The sequence below is a fragment of the Chryseobacterium sp. DT-167 genome, assembly GCF_058310155.1.
The window spans coordinates 299,265-316,078 of the sequence record NZ_JBZEEQ010000001.1; the positions used below are offsets into that span (position 1 = coordinate 299,265).

General features: G+C 34.2%; 19 protein-coding genes. 9 read left to right on the plus strand and 10 right to left on the minus strand.

Annotation, left to right across the window (positions count from 1 at the left end):
- Positions 1-30 precede the first annotated feature (30 nt).
- Complete coding sequence (locus AC4FQ5_RS01250) at positions 31-900, minus strand: cupin-like domain-containing protein (protein WP_491140683.1); 870 nt, start codon at positions 898-900, stop codon at positions 31-33.
- A gap of 160 nt (positions 901-1,060) precedes the next feature.
- Between AC4FQ5_RS01250 and kbl the strand changes: the two genes are divergently transcribed.
- The 6 genes from kbl to gldG all read left to right on the plus strand — a co-directional run bounded on the left by kbl (position 1,061) and on the right by gldG (position 6,579).
- Complete coding sequence (gene kbl / locus AC4FQ5_RS01255) at positions 1,061-2,257, plus strand: glycine C-acetyltransferase (protein WP_491140684.1); 1,197 nt, start codon at positions 1,061-1,063, stop codon at positions 2,255-2,257.
- A 142-nt stretch (positions 2,258-2,399) separates the two neighbouring features.
- Entirely contained in the window at positions 2,400-2,759 is a 360-nt protein-coding gene (locus AC4FQ5_RS01260; RefSeq protein WP_491140685.1) for a toxin-antitoxin system YwqK family antitoxin, read from the plus strand.
- A gap of 87 nt (positions 2,760-2,846) precedes the next feature.
- Complete coding sequence (locus AC4FQ5_RS01265; RefSeq protein ID WP_491140686.1) at positions 2,847-3,497, plus strand: hypothetical protein; 651 nt, start codon at positions 2,847-2,849, stop codon at positions 3,495-3,497.
- Between the two features lie 92 nt (positions 3,498-3,589).
- Positions 3,590-4,141, plus strand: coding sequence for a CopD family protein (locus tag AC4FQ5_RS01270; protein ID WP_491140687.1), 552 nt, complete (start codon positions 3,590-3,592; stop codon positions 4,139-4,141).
- Positions 4,142-4,178: 37 nt separating this feature from the next.
- The gene (locus AC4FQ5_RS01275) at positions 4,179-4,907 is read left to right on the plus strand and encodes an ABC transporter permease (protein WP_491140688.1); all 729 of its coding nucleotides are present in this window, start codon (positions 4,179-4,181) and stop codon (positions 4,905-4,907) included.
- A gap of 4 nt (positions 4,908-4,911) precedes the next feature.
- Positions 4,912-6,579, plus strand: coding sequence for a gliding motility-associated ABC transporter substrate-binding protein GldG (gldG, locus tag AC4FQ5_RS01280; protein WP_491140689.1), 1,668 nt, complete (start codon positions 4,912-4,914; stop codon positions 6,577-6,579).
- 48 nt (positions 6,580-6,627) lie between these two features.
- Here the strand turns inward: gldG and AC4FQ5_RS01285 are convergent, their stop codons facing one another.
- From AC4FQ5_RS01285 to AC4FQ5_RS01295, 3 genes are all read right to left on the minus strand, one after another.
- The gene (locus AC4FQ5_RS01285; RefSeq protein WP_491140690.1) at positions 6,628-8,295 is read right to left on the minus strand and encodes a serine hydrolase domain-containing protein; all 1,668 of its coding nucleotides are present in this window, start codon (positions 8,293-8,295) and stop codon (positions 6,628-6,630) included.
- Positions 8,296-8,372: 77 nt separating this feature from the next.
- The gene (locus AC4FQ5_RS01290) at positions 8,373-9,182 is read right to left on the minus strand and encodes a helix-turn-helix domain-containing protein (protein ID WP_491140691.1); all 810 of its coding nucleotides are present in this window, start codon (positions 9,180-9,182) and stop codon (positions 8,373-8,375) included.
- Positions 9,183-9,201: 19 nt separating this feature from the next.
- Positions 9,202-10,056, minus strand: a complete 855-nt coding sequence (locus AC4FQ5_RS01295; protein ID WP_491140692.1) for a TraB/GumN family protein — start codon at positions 10,054-10,056, stop codon at positions 9,202-9,204.
- 290 nt (positions 10,057-10,346) lie between these two features.
- Here AC4FQ5_RS01295 and AC4FQ5_RS01300 point away from each other — a divergent pair, with 290 nt between their 5' ends.
- Positions 10,347-11,024: a YceI family protein gene (locus AC4FQ5_RS01300; RefSeq protein WP_491140693.1), complete on the plus strand. Its 678-nt coding sequence runs from the start codon at positions 10,347-10,349 to the stop codon at positions 11,022-11,024.
- Positions 11,025-11,091: 67 nt separating this feature from the next.
- Here the strand turns inward: AC4FQ5_RS01300 and AC4FQ5_RS01305 are convergent, their stop codons facing one another.
- The 6 genes from AC4FQ5_RS01305 to AC4FQ5_RS01330 all read right to left on the minus strand — a co-directional run bounded on the left by AC4FQ5_RS01305 (position 11,092) and on the right by AC4FQ5_RS01330 (position 15,470).
- A complete protein-coding gene (locus AC4FQ5_RS01305; RefSeq protein ID WP_491140694.1) occupies positions 11,092-12,258 on the minus strand; it encodes an FAD-dependent oxidoreductase in 1,167 nt (388 codons plus the stop codon).
- A gap of 28 nt (positions 12,259-12,286) precedes the next feature.
- Positions 12,287-13,045 carry a helix-turn-helix domain-containing protein gene (locus tag AC4FQ5_RS01310; RefSeq protein ID WP_491140695.1) on the minus strand — a complete coding sequence of 253 codons (759 nt, stop codon included), beginning with the start codon at positions 13,043-13,045 and terminating at the stop codon, positions 12,287-12,289.
- 98 nt (positions 13,046-13,143) lie between these two features.
- Positions 13,144-13,881 carry an SDR family oxidoreductase gene (locus AC4FQ5_RS01315; protein WP_491140696.1) on the minus strand — a complete coding sequence of 246 codons (738 nt, stop codon included), beginning with the start codon at positions 13,879-13,881 and terminating at the stop codon, positions 13,144-13,146.
- A gap of 217 nt (positions 13,882-14,098) precedes the next feature.
- Positions 14,099-14,674 (minus strand): Crp/Fnr family transcriptional regulator, encoded by a 576-nt coding sequence (locus AC4FQ5_RS01320; RefSeq protein WP_491140697.1) that lies wholly within the window; start codon positions 14,672-14,674, stop codon positions 14,099-14,101.
- Positions 14,675-14,733: 59 nt separating this feature from the next.
- Positions 14,734-15,039 carry a hypothetical protein gene (locus tag AC4FQ5_RS01325; protein WP_491140698.1) on the minus strand — a complete coding sequence of 102 codons (306 nt, stop codon included), beginning with the start codon at positions 15,037-15,039 and terminating at the stop codon, positions 14,734-14,736.
- A 2-nt stretch (positions 15,040-15,041) separates the two neighbouring features.
- On the minus strand, positions 15,042-15,470 hold the full coding sequence (locus tag AC4FQ5_RS01330) for a DUF4268 domain-containing protein (protein ID WP_491140699.1): 429 nt from the start codon (positions 15,468-15,470) through the stop codon (positions 15,042-15,044).
- Between the two features lie 141 nt (positions 15,471-15,611).
- On the opposite strand from AC4FQ5_RS01330, the gene AC4FQ5_RS01335 reads away from it, so the two are divergent.
- On the plus strand, positions 15,612-16,019 hold the full coding sequence (locus AC4FQ5_RS01335; protein WP_491140700.1) for an RrF2 family transcriptional regulator: 408 nt from the start codon (positions 15,612-15,614) through the stop codon (positions 16,017-16,019).
- Positions 16,020-16,108: 89 nt separating this feature from the next.
- A complete protein-coding gene (locus AC4FQ5_RS01340; RefSeq protein ID WP_491140701.1) occupies positions 16,109-16,801 on the plus strand; it encodes a phosphoadenylyl-sulfate reductase in 693 nt (230 codons plus the stop codon).
- The last annotated feature ends 13 nt before the right edge of the window (positions 16,802-16,814 follow it).

A 16,814-nucleotide genomic window follows, 5' to 3' on the forward strand; every position in this document is an offset into this window, starting at 1 on the left:
AAGAAAGCCTTCATTTTTGAAGGCTTTCTTTTATACTTTTAGTTTTCTCATTGCTCTTTGTGCGCGTTTTTCGGCAATTTTCACTTTGTAATTAAACCATTTTTCTTTAAAAATTTTTCTCATCGCATTATCAAAATGTCTGATGATAACCAGGTTTTTAAAGCCTCTCCATTTTTCAAGTGCGCTTGATGGCAACGCTCTTACAGACACAGAATAACCTTCCGTCTCATACTGAATATAATGCCACCATCCGGAAGGAATGTAAAGCGTTTCTCCGGGATGAATAAGGGCTTCGTAACCATTTAAATGTTTCAAAGCCGGATATTTTTCGTAATCCGGTTCCTGAAGATTGGTCAAACTATGGAAATTGTATGGCAATTTGTACATCAGATCAGACTGTTCCCACGGAAAAAGCCAGATTCTTTTCACTCCCTGAAACTGTGACAGAAAAACGTGTGACATATCAATATCAATGTGATTTCTCGTAATTGAACCTTGTCCTCCAAAAAACATAAAAGGCAGCCATTTTAAAATTTTTCCTTTTGTAACGTCTTTATAATGAATGTCATTTTTAAGTTCAGGTCTCAGACTTAGAAGATTGAATAAAAATAAGCGATGTTCAGTAATTTTGGTTGTAATTAAATCAAGATATTCTGCAAATGTAGTTTCACCAACCGGTTTGCTGGCAACACGATCGATAGATTCGATTTCGCTTCCGTAAACATTTACTTTTGTTTCTCCAGCAATTTCTTTAAAGTATTCATAATTCCATTTTTGAAATGCAGGACTGTCAGACTGTATAAAATCCTTTAATATAATTGGTTTCGAGACTTTCATATGATGTTGCAAAAAGTCATCGGCTTCTATATTATTGGCTCGGATAATCTGAGATAATTTCATACTTTAAAATTTAAAGATTCAAATATAATTATTATCCTATTAAATTAGTAGACTATTTGATTAAAAAATTCTATCAACATCAAATTTTACAATAATAAATAGGAAAAGCGAATAGTTTAAAGCCTTTTTGTTAAATTAGCAAACCTAAAAAATTATTATAATGATCTCTGAAAAGTATCTTGAAAATCTACAGAACGAACTTAAAAATATCGAAAACGACGGTCTTTTTAAAAAAGAAAGAATCATCACATCGCAGCAAAGCGCTGAAATCGAAGCCAACGGTAAAAAATTGCTGAACTTTTGTGCAAACAATTATCTGGGGCTTTCAAACAATCCGGAAGTGATGAAAGCTTCTCAGGATATGATAGAATCTCATGGTTATGGGATGTCTTCGGTACGTTTTATCTGCGGAACTCAGGATATTCATAAGCAGTTGGAAGAAAAAATCGCTCAGTTTTTAGGTCTTGAAGACACGATTTTGTATGCAGCTTGTTTTGATGCAAACGGTGGAGTTTTTGAACCGTTGTTCACTGATGAAGATGCGATCATTTCAGATGAATTGAATCATGCTTCGATTATTGATGGTGTGCGTCTTTGTAAAGCGGCAAGATACCGTTACAAAAACAATAATATGGCAGATCTTGAAGCGCAGTTGATTGCCGCTTCAGAAAAAAATCACAGGTTTAAAATCATTGTTACAGACGGAGTTTTCTCAATGGACGGAATTGTTGCTGATCTGAAAGGAGTTTGCGATTTAGCAGATAAGTATGATGCTTTGGTCATGGTTGATGATTCTCACGCAACCGGATTTATCGGTAAAACTGGTCGTGGAACTCACGAAGCCAACGAAGTAATGGGTAGAGTAGATATTATTACGTCAACGCTTGGAAAAGCTTTGGGAGGTGCTTTAGGCGGATTTACTTCCGGTAAAAAAGAAATTATAGATATGTTGAGACAACGTTCTCGTCCGTATTTATTTTCAAATTCATTGGCTCCCGGGATTGTAGGTGCAGCTTTGAAAGTTTTAGAGATGATTTCTGACGATACTTCGCTTCGTGATCAGGTGATGGAAAATGCAGAATATTTCAGAAAAGAAATGACGGCAAAAGGTTTTGATATTCCTGAAGGTGATGCTGCGATTGTTCCTGTCATGTTGTACGATGCAAAACTGGCTCAGAAAATGGCAGAAAAGTTGATGGATGAAGGAATTTACGTAATTGGCTTCTTCTATCCGGTTGTTCCTAAAGAAAAAGCGAGAATCAGGGTGCAGCTTTCTGCAGCACATACAAGAGAGCATTTGGATAAGGCAATTGTAGCTTTTGAAAAAGTAGGGAAGGAATTGGGAGTGATTTCATAAAATAATTTTCTACAATAGTGGAACAAAAACAGAATTTCTATATTTACAGAAATTCTGTTTTTTTATGATGAAAAATATTGTATTTACCTTGATCTCAATTTTCATTTTTACTTCATGTAAGACAAAGGAAATGAATCAATATATGAGATTTCCAGATAAAACACAAAAACGACAAGGCAAATGGAAAGAAGAATATTCTTCCGATAAAGGCACTTTAACGGCAGTCGGAAAATACAAGATAGGTGAAAAAGTAGGAGTCTGGAAAATCACTCTTGAAGATAAACTTTATCAAAAAGATAAAATCAGAAAAAGAGTTACCACAACAAAGCTGTATCATCCAAACGGAAAAATCATGGAAAGAGGTCAGTCGAAATTGGATATTTCAGATGCTGAAAGACATTGGTATTACTTTGGTGACTGGAAGTATTATGATGAGACTGGAAAATTAAAGTATATTAAAAAATATGCTGATGGGAAGAAAATTGACAGTATTTCTTTTTAAAAATAATTCTTTTTTTAAATTTAAATAATTCTCCCTCGAACACAGAATTATGTTATTTTTAGCAGATCAATTTGTTGAAAATATTCCATGAAAAAAATTCTACTTCTTATCTTTATTTTTGCTTTATCGAGTCCGTTTTCTGCGCAGTCTGAAGATTATAAATCTATAATAACCGTGAGTGCTTTTGCACCTTTGCGTGATCAGCGATATAATGTTGGCTACGTGCGAAAGTTATCAGAAAGATGGTGGATTGGTGCTGAAATAGCTTATGGTGCAGATGGTTTAACTCCTATAAATATTGGTAATTTTGAAGGTAAAAATCGAATTTTTGAGATCAGACCTGAAGTTTTTTACAGTTTGGCTCCACAATCAAGGCTAAAACATTTTGTTTCTGGAGAAGTATTTTATCTGAATCATGTCGGAAAAAGCGTTTCAGGGAATTATTATGACAGAAATAAAGATTATTATTATTTTAATTCAGCAGATTATAAGAGAGAAAAGTACGGATTCAATATCAACTACAGTATTTTACTGCATAGAGAAACGTCATGGTTTGGTTTTATGCCCAAAATTGGTTTTGGAATAAGACAGAGAAATATTTCTTACAAAAATATGATTGACAAAATGCCGGGTAATCCGTCGGTAGATGGTTTACCTTTTGACTATCAGATAAATCATGAAGGTCCAAATCTGGGTTTTAATTTTAATATTGATATGAAACTTATTTTTAAATTTTAGAATAATTCAATTATTATTCTTTAATCATCATTTTCTCATATAAAATTCACTTTTTTTCTGAAATAACCTATCTTTGCACACAAATTTTTACGATGCTGTACACCATCATCAAGGCGTTGCATATTATTTTTATGGTCAGTTATTTTGCGGGAGTTTTTTACCTCGTAAGAATTTTTGTGTATTATAAAGACACTGATGCTTTTGAAGAAGAGAAAAAGAAAATTCTCAGAGAACAGTATATTTTTATGGCTCGAAGATTATGGAATATCATTACCGTTCCTGCAGGAATTATCATGGCAGTTTGTGGTTTGGTTTTAATATTCCTGAACACAGGATTGATGAAAACACCGTGGTTTCATTTAAAACTGACATTCCTCATCGGATTAGCAATTTATCATTACTGGTGCTGGAAAAAAGTAAATCAACTTGCAAAACTTAACGGAAACACTTTAGAAACCCCCAACATAAAACTGAGACAGGCGAACGAAATTGCTACGTTTATTTTATTCCTGGTTGTTTTTACAGTGATTTTAAAATCCTCCGTAATCGAATATTGGTGGCAATTAATTACCGGATTTTTCGTTCTGGTGTTTTTGATCATGATGACAGTGAAATTGGTAAATAAGAATAAAAAAAATAAATAAAGCTTATAGCATATTGCTTACTGCAAATAAAAAAACTATGATTGCAATTTTTAAAAAAGAACTTTGGAGTTATTTCGGGAACTGGAGCGCATGGGTGATCATTGCGGCTTTCAGTCTGATAACAACCTTGTTTTTGTTTTTTTTCGAGAACGAATCTAATATTTTCGACATCGGTTTGGCTTCTTTACAAAGTTATTTTGTTTTGGTTCCGTGGTTATTGATGTTTATCATTCCGGCATTGTCGATGAAAACTTTTGCGGAAGAACAGCAGACAGGAACACTGAACTGGTTGTTTTCTCAGCCACTGAAAGTTTCAGAATTGGTTTTTGGGAAATTTCTTTCAGTTTGGGTTGTCGGCATTTTATGTCTGATTCCTTCATTGATTTACTTGTATACAGTTTACGTTTTAGGCGTTCCGGAAGGAAATATCGATTTTGGAATGACATTCGGAAGTTATTTCGGATTGATTATCCTGATCGCAGCATTTGCCGGAGTAGGAATTTTAGCTTCGTCACTTTCTCAGAATCAGATTATGGCTTATCTCTTGGGCGTTTTCATGTGTTTCATCATGTATTTCGGAATTGAGCAGTTGGCGAGTTACAAATTGTTGGGTGGAGCAGATTTTATCCTTCAGAATATAGGTTTTTACCAACATTTCTTAGGCTTTACAAGAGGTTTGATTGATTTTAAAGATGTCGCTTATTTTGTGTTTGTCATCGGTCTTACATTAGCATTGTCTAATCATTTTATCAATAAAAAGAAGTAAAAACATGAAGAAGATATCCCTAAAATCTCCATTCGGAATTTTACTGTTTGTAGTTTTACCTTTAAGCATCATTTTGATGTTTTCAGGAATTCGGTTGGATTTGACCAAAGAAAAAAGATACACGCTTTCAGAAAGTACGATCAAAGTTTTAGAATCGATCAAAAAACCGGTAACGGTAGATGTTTATTTGGAAGGAGATTTCCCGGCAAGCTTTAAACAGTTACAGAGCGAGACGAGATTTATGCTTGAAGAATTTAGAAAGATCAATCCTAAAATAGATTTTAAATTCATCGACCCCATCAAAACAAAAATGTCTCAGGACACTTTGATGGCAATGGGAATGCAGCCATCTATTCTCCCTGATATTAAAGACGGAAAAGTGTCTCAGATTACACTGTTTCCTTATGCGGTAGTAAAACAGGGACGAAACGGAGTTTCAATTCCTTTGGTTGTACAACAGGCAAACATCAATGCAGATGATCAGTTAAGAAAATCGATTGAAAATTTAGAATATAATTTAGTTTCAAATATTAAAGCAGTTTCAACCAATAAAAGAAAAAAAGTCGGAGTTTTGGTGAATCAGGACGAGTTGAGACCTGAAGAATTTCAGGGTTTTATGAATCTGGCTTTGGAAAGTTACGATGCAGGTCCGATCATTCCAAAAAATAGTGTCGAACTGACTTTAGCTGATTTACCATTATTAAAACAAATGAGCGCTTTGGTTATTGCAAAACCAAGAAAAGCCTTTACAGACGGTGAAAAAGTAATTTTAGATCAATACATCATGAATGGCGGGAAAACCCTTTGGATGATCGATGCCGTGAATGCCGAAATGGATACGTTGACAAGATCTAAAAAAGTAATGCCTTTCCCAGTTGATATTAATATGACGGATTTCTTTTTTAACTATGGCTTGAGAATCAATCCGGCTTTGGTAAAAGATGTGAAGAAATTTGCTTTGCTGAAATTGGTTACCGGTGAAGTAGGAGGGAATCCTCAATACACAAGTCTTCCGTGGCCATATTTTCCGTTGGGAATTGCTGAAAACAACAATCCGATTACCAAAAATATCAATCCTGTAAAACTTGAATTTCCAACTTCTATTGATACTTTAGGCGGAAAGAAATTTAAAACAAATGTTCTCTTTGAATCGAGCGAAAGAACTTTATTAAAGCAGGTTCCGAATTATGTTGAACTGAGCGAAATTGCAAGCGTCGACAGTCTCGGACAAATGGAAAAACCAAGCACACCGAAGATTTTTGCAGTTGCTTTAGAAGGGAAATTCTCTTCAGCATATGCATCAAGAATCGAAAGACAATCTTATCCCGGCTTTAAAGCAACAAGTCCGGAAAACAAAATGATCGTCATTGCAGACGGTGATGTTGGCAGAAATAAAACCCATAAAGGCGAACCTTTACCTCTTGGGGTAGATCGTTTGACCGATGAACAGTTTGGTAACGAACAGTTCCTTAGAAATGCCTTAGATTACCTTCTCGACGACAGCAATCTGATGGAATTAAGAAACAGAAACATCGAAGAACGTCTTCTCGACCGACATAGAATCAGTGAAGAGAAAAAAAACTGGCAATGGTTTAATTTATTACTTCCTTTAGCGATTATCGGACTTTTAGGAGGGTTGTTCTTCTGGTTAAGAAAAAAGAAATTTGGATAAAAATAGAAAAAGAGAAACCTTGGTTTCTCTTTTTTGTTTTAACTCATTTTATTTCAAAATTGCAGGTAAAATAAAATCTTTCACGATCTTTTCTGCTTGTGCATGTCCGTAAGGTTTGTTGTAAGCTTTTGAAGTAATAATAATCACAATCGGTAGATCCGTGAAGATGATAAACTCATTGCCACCATTTCCTGCACAGTAATAAGTTTCATAATGTTTTCCTTTGTACTCAAACGATTTATTCCAAAACAGATAACTATAAAATTCATTTTCTCTTTCAGGAATTTGAACCTGATGAGTGAAGGTTTTTTGTATCCATTCTTTGGGGAGTATTTGCTTTCCATTCCAGACACCATTATTTTTGTAGAGTTGGGCATATTTTGCATAATCCAAAGATCTCATTTGCAAACTTCCTGCTGTATTTGCCACATTTTGCGGAGTATATTGCCATTGATACTTTGTAATATTTAAGGGTTTAAAAAGTTTCTCATCTGCATATTTTTCTAATCCTTCAGGAACTTTTTTATCAAGAATGTCGCCTAAAAGTATTGTTCCTGCTGTGAAATAATCCCATTTTCCACCATTGGTTTTTGAAGGATCTATTGGTAGATCAAGTGTGAATTTCACCCAATTATCAGTAGGGTACATATTTTCTTCGTTGCCTGGAGATTCGCTGTTTGCATCAGAACCATTGAAAGCAGAACTCATCGTGAGGAGATCTTTTATTTTTATCTGATCTTTTTTAACATCATAATTTTCGAATAATTTTAAATTATAAAACTGATCCAGAGTTTGATCTTCATCTTTAATATAACCATCTTTTATGGCAATTCCCATCAAGGTTGAAGCGAATGATTTTCCTGCAGAACGGGGATCGTGTAATGTATTTCTTTCGGCTCCGTTAAAATATTCCTCAAGCAGAAGTTTATTATCATTAATTACAACAATACTCGTGATTTCTTTCAAATTATAAATTGCAATTTCTTTGTTAAGTGCCTCAATCTTCTTTTTATCAAATTTAAAATCTGAAATTTCCCAGCCACTATCGGCTTTTATAGATTGAGTGGCAATTTGCTCGGCTGTGGCTTCTGGAGTTTTTACAACAAGTTCTACCTGTCCTTCTGCAATTAAATTTCCGACTTTTGCTTCATCATTTTCATCGATTTTAATATAAGGTCTGATTTCAATTTTCAACTGATGTTGACCTTCTTTCAAAACTTTTTCGCCGCCGTTGAGTTGGAATCTTTCCCAAAGATGCAATGCCCAGAGATTTTCACCTTTAGAACTTGTCAGTGGAATTCTGAAAGTCGTTAATGTGTTTTTCAGTTCATTGGCATTACCAATCCAACATCCGGGATTGAGATTTTCTTTATAAATAAATTGACCATCAACATAAAATGCGAACTGCATATTTCCTTTTTCGAGTAATTGTTCTGCTGAAAGATCAGGAGCCAACTGATGAAGATAATTGGTAACCGAATTATCCATAAAAACTCGAATGTTGAGGTCAGATTTATACGTCAACGGAAAAGATTTCAGGAAGTCAGATTTTTTATATTGATCCAAAGAAATATTGCCATTCATAAAGGTAACTTTACCCACGTTGGCTTTGTGTAAAGTTGTAATAATTCCGTCGGTTTTTATCCAATCTTTCGATTGTCCGAAAGCTGTTAAACAAAGTACATTCATTAAAATAATAATCAAAATCCTTTTCATAATAAATTCAAATATTTACCGTAAAACTATGACTAAAGTCTGCTTTAAAAATAGAACAGAATTAACATTTTAGAATCTTAGCTGAAAAGGATTCTTCTGTATTGTGAAGGTGTGATTCCATTGATTTCCTTAAAGCAGCGTGTAAAATGACTTTGGTCTGAAAAACCGCATTCAAAAGCTATAGATGTCAAATCTAATTTTCTTTGAGAAATGAGTTGCAATGATTTTTGAACCTTGATTTTCCTGATATATTCTCCCAATCCTGAATTGAAATATTTAGAAAAATCTCTTGATAAATGAACAGGATGAATGTCTAATGTTTTTGATAAATAATCTAAGCTCAATAGATCTGAAAATTGATCATTCAGGATCAAATCTATTTCCGAAACCCAAGTTGGTTTTTTAACAGATTCTGTTTGATGATAACGAAGCATTTTTGACAAAGTTTCTAACAGTAAAGTTTGGATAGAAAGTAGAGTAGAGCTATCATCCGCTTTTGTTTCCCTGAAAATTCTGTACATAAGAAATTTCAGATCTGGGGTTGCAATCTTAATGCTGCCTTGTAAATCTGTGGTTTTAAAATCTAATTCATTAAACCATTCCTCTTCAATCTCAATGTGAAAACCTCTTGTAAATCCTTCAGGTTTTATGTTGTAATGAGGTTCCTGCCAATTGTGAAATAGAAGATCACCTGCAGAGCAATTGTAGATTTCCTTTTTATTTCCTTCGATTACATTTCCCTCAAGAATAAACGTGAAATAAGCATTTTTGTGATAGTGCCAATCTACTTTGTCGTGGGTGTAAACAGTATCGGTCAGAGTAATTCCTTCAAGATTGATGGTTTTATTGGTTTGTCCGTAGAATTCTCCTTTTTGAGACTGTTTCATTGTGATATTTTTATTTAAATTATTTCTCCAAATCATAAACAGGTTCAACTTGATAACCTGCCAGTCTCAACCTAGAAATCAATCCGCATTTTCCTGTAAGATGTGCATAGCCGACTGCGATAAAGCTGTTCTTCTCTGTAATATTCTTTTCAATAAAGGGAAGCCAGATTGCACTTCTGGAACTTATCATCAAACTTTCTGCACACTCAGAATCCAATTGATAATCTAAATTCTGTTTTTTGTAAAGTTCTGCCATGTTACAATGAATATTGATATCACGACTCATTTTGATATTGTCTAGCCAAAGATAAATATCTTTTTTTACCTCTTTCCAGTCTGTGCGATCTTGCTGATTGATGTAAGAAGTCATGAGATCATTACTTTCCAATCCCAGCAACTCAACAGAATTGAGTTTTGCCATTTTGATTAAATAGTTATCAAAAGTTTTGACAGAATCAGTCTTTTTAATTGTTCCGCACTGCGTTTCAAGATAAGTCTGCTGTATTTTTAAAAGTAACTCTGAAGGTGATAATTTTGAGACGGGAACTTTCCACTTTTCCGAAATTTTTTCTAAATAAGCCAAATGCTTTTTGTCTAATTTTTCCTTGTAAGTGAAATTTTCTTTTCTTGAATTTAAATATTTTGCCAATCCATCACCAATGTCAGTATTTTCAAATATTGCAATATCAGAAGATTTCAAAGCTCTAGTCACCATTTTAAGCGAATCTACGTAAGAATTTCCCATCTGATGATAGGTTCCCAGAAGATAGGAAATGTGGGGATTACCTTCTTTTTTAATTGTCCACAGGATGGTATTTTGAGCAAATGAAAAATTAATTAATATAATAAATGATAATAAAAATATTTTTTTCATTGCAGATTTTATTTTTAAAAATGGTATCAAAACCGTTTGGAATGCATTCAAATATAATAAAATGTTCATAAACTCATATAAAGAAAAATACATACTGCAAAAAAAATAAACAAAAATTGAAAGCAACAACAAAAATCAAAAAGATTTATCTTTTTTCCATTTTCTTATCTTATGTTAATGAGTTAAATCATAATTTTTTCCGAGGTTTGCAATGCTGAAATAATAAAACAGCACTTTTGTTGTTTATAAAGGCAATACTCGATCAATATTAATATTAAATTTAAAAAAAAATGAAAAAAATCAGTGTAATCGCTTTAGCAGGTATGGGTCTTTTACTTGCGTCTTGTGGAGATAAAAAAACAGAAACCGCAACTGCAGCACAGGAACAAACTGTAGCTGAAAAGCAGGGAGCTGTTTTTGCTGTAGATACTGCGGCATCAAAAGTAAACTGGAAAGCATTCCACAAAGGAGGTTTTGCTCCACGTTGGGGAACTCTTGCGATTTCAACAGGAGAATTATCTGTAGCTGAAAACCAGTTGACGTCAGGAGAGTTTGTAATCGATATGAAATCTATCAAAGTAGATCCTGCTTCAGTAACTGAAAAAGATAAAAAATATACAGATCTTGAAGGGCATTTAAAGAATCAGGATTTTTTTAATGTAGAAAAATTCCCGACTGCTGATTTTAAAATCACAAAAGTAGAAGATCTTGCTGCTGGTGCTCAAAATGCTGTAGAAGGTGCCAACAAAACTGTAAGTGGAAACCTTACTTTATTAGGTAAAACAATGAATGTTACTTTCCCTGCAAAAGTAGATATCGTAGATAAATCTGCAACTGTAAAAGCTCAGTTCACTGTGAATCGTGCAGACTGGGGAATCAAATTCGGAACTGACGAAACTGATCCGGCAGAATGGATGATCAGCAAAGATATTGAGATCGGTATCGATGTGAAAGCTGCTCAAAAATAATTTTTTCTCAAATATTTGAAAAGACATCTGCATTTTTGCGGATGTCTTTTTATTTGTACCGTAAAATTTAATGATAAGTACCATTAAAAAATTCCAGCATTGTACTTAATGAATCAGCAGAGTGCATCTTCTCACCGTTTTCAAGTGATTCCTTCGCTGCAGTTGTTGCTCTTCTGCGCATTTTTGTCTCATAATCTGAAATAGCTTCCTGCAAAGAATTATATATATCAGAAGTCAGAATTTCACTCAGTTCCAAAGCATCAAGCATCGCCATATTTGCACCTTCTCCGGCAAAAGGTGGCATCACGTGAGCTGCATCACCGATGATGGTTAGGTTTGGAAGGGCTTTCCATGTTTGGTCTAAAGGTGCACAATAAATTGGACGGGGAATAAACGGAATTGCTGCTTCCTCAAACAATTCATTCCAGATAGTGCTCCATTCCGAATATTCTTTTTTAAACCAATTGAGAACCTCTGTGCGATCTGAGAAATCAATTCCGCTTTCTTTTGCCCAGTTTTCATTGGTTTTAAAACTTACATAAAATCCGAGATCACCACCGCCTTTTTGTCCCATCAGAATGTTTTTTTCGTTTCCAAAAGCCATGATTTTTCCTCCGTTGATCAATGAATGCATTTGCGGAACTGCTTTTTCTGAATTATAAACATTGCCTTCCAACATCGTTATTCCAGAATAAAAAGGTTTAATATCTGTTAGGTAAGAACGGATTTTAGAATTGGCGCCATCCGAACCTATAACGAGATCTGCATAAACCGACAAACCATCTTTAAAATGCAGCATCCAACCTTCATTTTGTGGTTCCATCGAAATGAAATGACTGTTCCAGACAACAGTTTCCGGCTCTAAAGATCCGAGCAATATTTTTCTTAGAACGCCTCGATCGATCTCCGGACGAAAATGGTGGTTCCCGAAATCTTCCTCAATATTGCTTTCGTGATCACTAAAAAAGATTTCCGCCTGATCATTTAAGATGAGTGTTTTATCTCCACCCGGCATGAAATTATTTTTAAATTCGGTCAATAAATCAGCTTTAATTAAAGCTGCCAATCCCGATTCTTCGTGCATGTCGAGAGGTGCGCCTTGTACACGTGCATCTTTGTTGATGTCTCTTTCATAAACCTTCACATTTGCTCCTTTGAGCTGTAAAAGTCTGGCTAAAGTCAATCCACCGGGACCACCGCCGATAATTGCGATTTTTTTATTGTTGATTTGCATCTTATTTATTGTTTTGAATGATGCAAATTTATTCTGTCCTGAAAGATGATAATAGTATAAATCGGTCGTTTTTATTTTTAAATAATTCTTTGGGCACTGTTCCTGAAAATTTTTTTATTTCTTTGATGAAATGGGTTTGGTCTGCAAAATTAAGTTCAGGAAAGAGTTTCCCCTTTGCAATATGTTCCAGTGAAGCTCTAAAACGGAGGATACTGCAAAATGATTTTAATGAAATCCCAAATTGCTGATTAAAATACCGGTTGATTTGCCGGCTGCTCCAACCCACTTTTTCAGAAAGTTCGTTTACTGAAATAGAACCGTGATTATAGTAAATAAGATCAAACAGCTGCTTTTTGCGGTGATCAATTTCTTTGATAAGAAGAGATTTTATTTTCTCTGATGCCTTTTCGCAAAAATCTTCAAAATTATGAAGATCTTCAGGTTTAAAATCCCAGAAATCATCAGGTAATATTTTCCCTTTATCTACAATATCGGAAATGGTCTCATGAAAAATATATTCCACTGCAAGCAGCTTAAAACTGATTGCAAATCTCAGACTTTTAGCAGGAACTATACCTTCTTCATTATGTTGAGTGCCCAAACCAAGAAGTACAATCCTGAAAGGTTCATCGTCTGATTGTATAAGAAATAAATCAATGCGTCCGTCAGGTAAGCCTATCGTTTCTTTGTCATTTTCCGAATGATTATGCAACACCCAAAAACTTTCCACAAAGTCTGAAATCGACTCGTCTGGTTTGATGTTTTTGTAATAAATGTCGTTAGTCATATTTGATTCTGAAAAATGAAATCAAATCTAATGATATTACTGAAAACAAAAAAGAGAAACCCGAAAGTCTCTCTTTAAATATAATCTTAAATTTTTTTCTACCAAGGACTGATTCCTGTTTCGTCTTCGATATCGTTGCTGTAAAATTGTCCGGTTGGTGCGTTTTCGTCTGTCAAAGTATGTTTAATGATAAACGAAGCTGCACTTTCCACAGAACCCGGACCGCTGTGATGATTAAAGTCTGTGGCTGTATAACCGGGATCAATTGCATTTACTTTGAAAGGTAAATCTTTTAGTTCATACGCCAAAACAATCGTGTAAGCATTCAAAGCTGATTTTGAAGGACCGTAAGCTGCATTTTTAACCTGATAATATTTCCATGTTGGATCGCTGTGCAAAGTTAATGAACCTAATCCTGAAGTAATATTGCTGATTCTCGGGCTGTCAGATTTTTTAAGCAACTCTAAAAAAGCCTGAGTAACATTGATCACTCCGAAGAAATTGGTTTCAAAAACTTCCTTGATATCATCAACAGAAGTTTCTGCTGCAGTTTGAGGATTTACCCCAAGAATTCCCGCGTTGTTGATGAGGATATTCAGTTTTCCCTGTTCGTTTTCTACGATAGTTTTCGCTACCGAGATTGATTCCGGATTGGTAACATCGATTTCAATCGCTTTGATATTTTGAAATCCTTTTTCGTTTAATTCTTTTACGATTGCTTCCCCTTTTGCAAGATCACGGCTTCCCAAATAAACGAATAATCCTTTTTGTGAAAGTTGTTTTGCGGTTTCCAGACCAATGCTTCTGTTGGCTCCTGTTATTAATGCTGTTGTCATTTTTTTTATTTTAATTGATGGTGTAAAATTCCGCCAATTTAATAAGATAACATTTGCCAAATGACAAAAAGCGATGATGAGTCGGAAGTTTGATTATAGAAAGTTGGAAGTTTTTGAAATTAATAAACAGAATGTATATTATTGGTTTTTATAAATTAATATGCAAATCAATTAAAGTTTCAAATAAGTAAAGTCTAAAATCTGATATCTAATATCTTTAATCTAATTTAATATTTTTCCTGATTCTGCTTAATGAAGATTGTGTAACTCCTAAATAGGAAGCAACATATGAAAGTGGAATACGATTAACTGCGGTAGGATAGATTTCAAGAAACTTTAAATATCTTGTTGTTGCATCTTCAGAAACAAGCGGACTTCTTCTTTCCACTTTTTGCATCAATGCCCGTGAAATAATTTTATGGGTAATCGCATCAAATCCAACAATAGTCTGTAAAATTTCAAGCCAGTCTTTCCTCTGAAAAACAATCATTTTACAATCTGTTACCGCCTGAACGTATGAGCTGGAAGGAATTTCGTTATCAAAACTTTCAAGATCTACGACCAGATTATTTTCTTCGATGAAATATTTGGTAATTTCGTCGCCTTTATTGTCATAATAGCAAACCCGCATAATTCCTTCTACAACAAAGCCGACCCGCCTTGCAATTTTCCCTGCTTCTGAAAAATAATCGTCATTTTGAAGATTAATTTCATGTGCTTTACTTGTGATAAAGTCGATCTGCTGTTGATTGAGGCTTCCAAATCTTAGGATAAAATCGAAAAGTTCTTTCATGAGGGAAAGGTAAGGAAACTATATTTTTTAGGATTTGTCATTTGGTAAAAAGTGATGAACTACAATTTTCTTTTATTACCACATTTTGAACAAAAAGTTGCGGTTTTTGTTCGATAAGGTTTTCCACAATTTTCACAATCAGGACCATACATATCAATGAAATGATGCATAATTGCATTAGGATTTGTCTCTTCAAAACCTGTTACATCTTTGTAATAACTAAGTAATTTGCTAAAATGTGGAGGTTTCCTCAACTTTTTTGCTTCCTGAAATCCTTCAGATAATAATTTCGAAGCAATTTCTCCTTCTTCAGAATCCAGCATAGGAACATCCATTCTACATCTCCAACAATATCTGATTTTCATTTTTAAACATCTTTTATAAAATCCTCATATTCGTAATAAAACCTTTCAAAGCCATCCATTCTCTCCACAAAAAACTCGAAAATTTGCTGCCATGAATTTTTATTGAAGATAGAAACATTGTGTTTTTCTACCCAGATTCTGCTGATGACTTTTCCGTTTTCCAAAGTATAAAATTCTTCTTTGTGGAAATCGCCGATGAAATCTTTTAAAATATCTTCTAATGACCAGATCTTTTCATAGTAAGCATTCCGATATACTTCATCTTTCATTTCTATATCCAAAGAAACTTCTGCTTTTTTATTATCAGCATTGAATTTGAACGAAAAATCTTTGACTTTTGTGTCGTACAAAATCCATTTTCTCGGAAATGACTTTCCAAAAGCCGTCCAAAATTCTTTTTTTAACTGCTGTGCTTCCTGTTTACTGAACATATAAACAAATTTAGGAAATTTGGTGAGAAGTTTGGAGACCGAAGACCGAAGTTTTACAATAGAAATGACTTCTGACCCGAACTTCCCACCTTCTAAAACTCAATTTTATACAATTAAAACAATTTTCTTACTTTTGCTGTAATGCTGTCAAAGAAATCTCAATATGCGTTTAAGGCACTTTCATATCTTGTAGAAAAAAGAAATGGAGGTCCTGTTCTTATTTCTGAAATCGCGGAGCACAAAAAAATTCCGTTAAAATTCCTTGAAAATATTTTATTGGAACTAAAAAAAGCAGACATTCTCGACAGTAAAAAAGGAAAAGGCGGCGGATATTTTTTTAAAGAAAATCCTGAAAACGTAAAACTTGCTAAGATTATTCGTCTCGTAAACGGTCCGATTGCATTGCTTCCCTGTGTAAGTCTCAATTTCTATGAAAAATGTGCAGACTGTAACGAAGATCATTGTAGTCTGCATGATGTTCTGATCGAGGTGAGAGATGCTTCTTTAAAGATTTTGGAAGAAAAAACACTTCTCGACTTAATCGATTAAATAAATTCTAAATTTCGACTTTATAAGTCTACTTATTTGGTAGGATAATTATTTTATCTGATATTTGCATTACTTCAAATGAATAAACTATGATTTCAAAAGAAGATGCAGAGATAGTAAAACATCTTTCACCACTTGACGGACTGAAATTTATTTCACAAAAATTCCCGGAAGGAGTTGTATTTTCCACATCGCTTGGTCAGGAAGATCAGGTGATTACCGATATGATTTTTAAGAATCAGTTGCCTATAAAGGTTTTCACTTTAGATACCGGAAGACTTTTTTATGAGCATTACGATTTACTTTCACAGAACAATTCCCGATATAAAATCAAAACAGAAGTTTATTTTCCCGAAGTTGCTGATGTTGAAAAATATGTAAATGAAAAAGGGATCAACGCTTTTTATCATTCCATAGAAAACAGAAAAGAATGCTGCTTTATCAGAAAAGTAAAACCTCTGAACCGAGCTCTGGAAGGCGCAAAAGTTTGGATCACAGGACTTCGCTCTGAGCAATCGGAAAATCGTGAAAATATGCCGATCATAGAGTGGGACGAAGACCGAAAGCTTTTTAAGTACAATCCTTTAATCAATTGGTCTTATCAGGAAGTTCTCAATTATCTTGAACAAAATAAAGTTCAGGAACTGATCTTACACAAAAAAGGATTCATCAGCGTTGGCTGTCAACCTTGCACAAGAGCGATCGAAGAAGGCGAAAATCCTAGAGCCGGACGTTGGTGGTGGGAAAGTTCACAAAAAGAATGCGGTCTGCATACACATTAATTCAAATTTTTCA